At 65.5% G+C, this 238-nt stretch carries 1 protein-coding gene; it reads left to right on the forward strand.

The annotated features are described in order from the left end of the window. A partial coding sequence (locus tag ACPYOJ_RS36630; RefSeq protein WP_481420576.1) for a transposase occupies window positions 1-238 on the forward strand: 238 nt, incomplete at both ends.

The raw sequence follows: 238 nt of genomic DNA on the forward strand, positions 1-238 counted from the left end.
AAGGGCCATGGAACGGCTGGCCGAGAGCGACGACACCTGCAAGCTGCTGATGACGGCACCCGGCGTCGGGCCGATGGTCGCCCTGAGTTTCCGGGCAGGCGTCGACGAACCGATGCGGTTCCGCCGGTCGCGCTCCGTTCCAGCCCACTTCGGATTGACGCCCTCGCGCTATCAATCCGGTGAGATCGATCGGGATCGGGGCATTTCGAAATGCGGTGATGCCGCGATACGATGGGCG

The organism is Rhizobium sp. SVR5-9E, assembly GCF_056755095.1.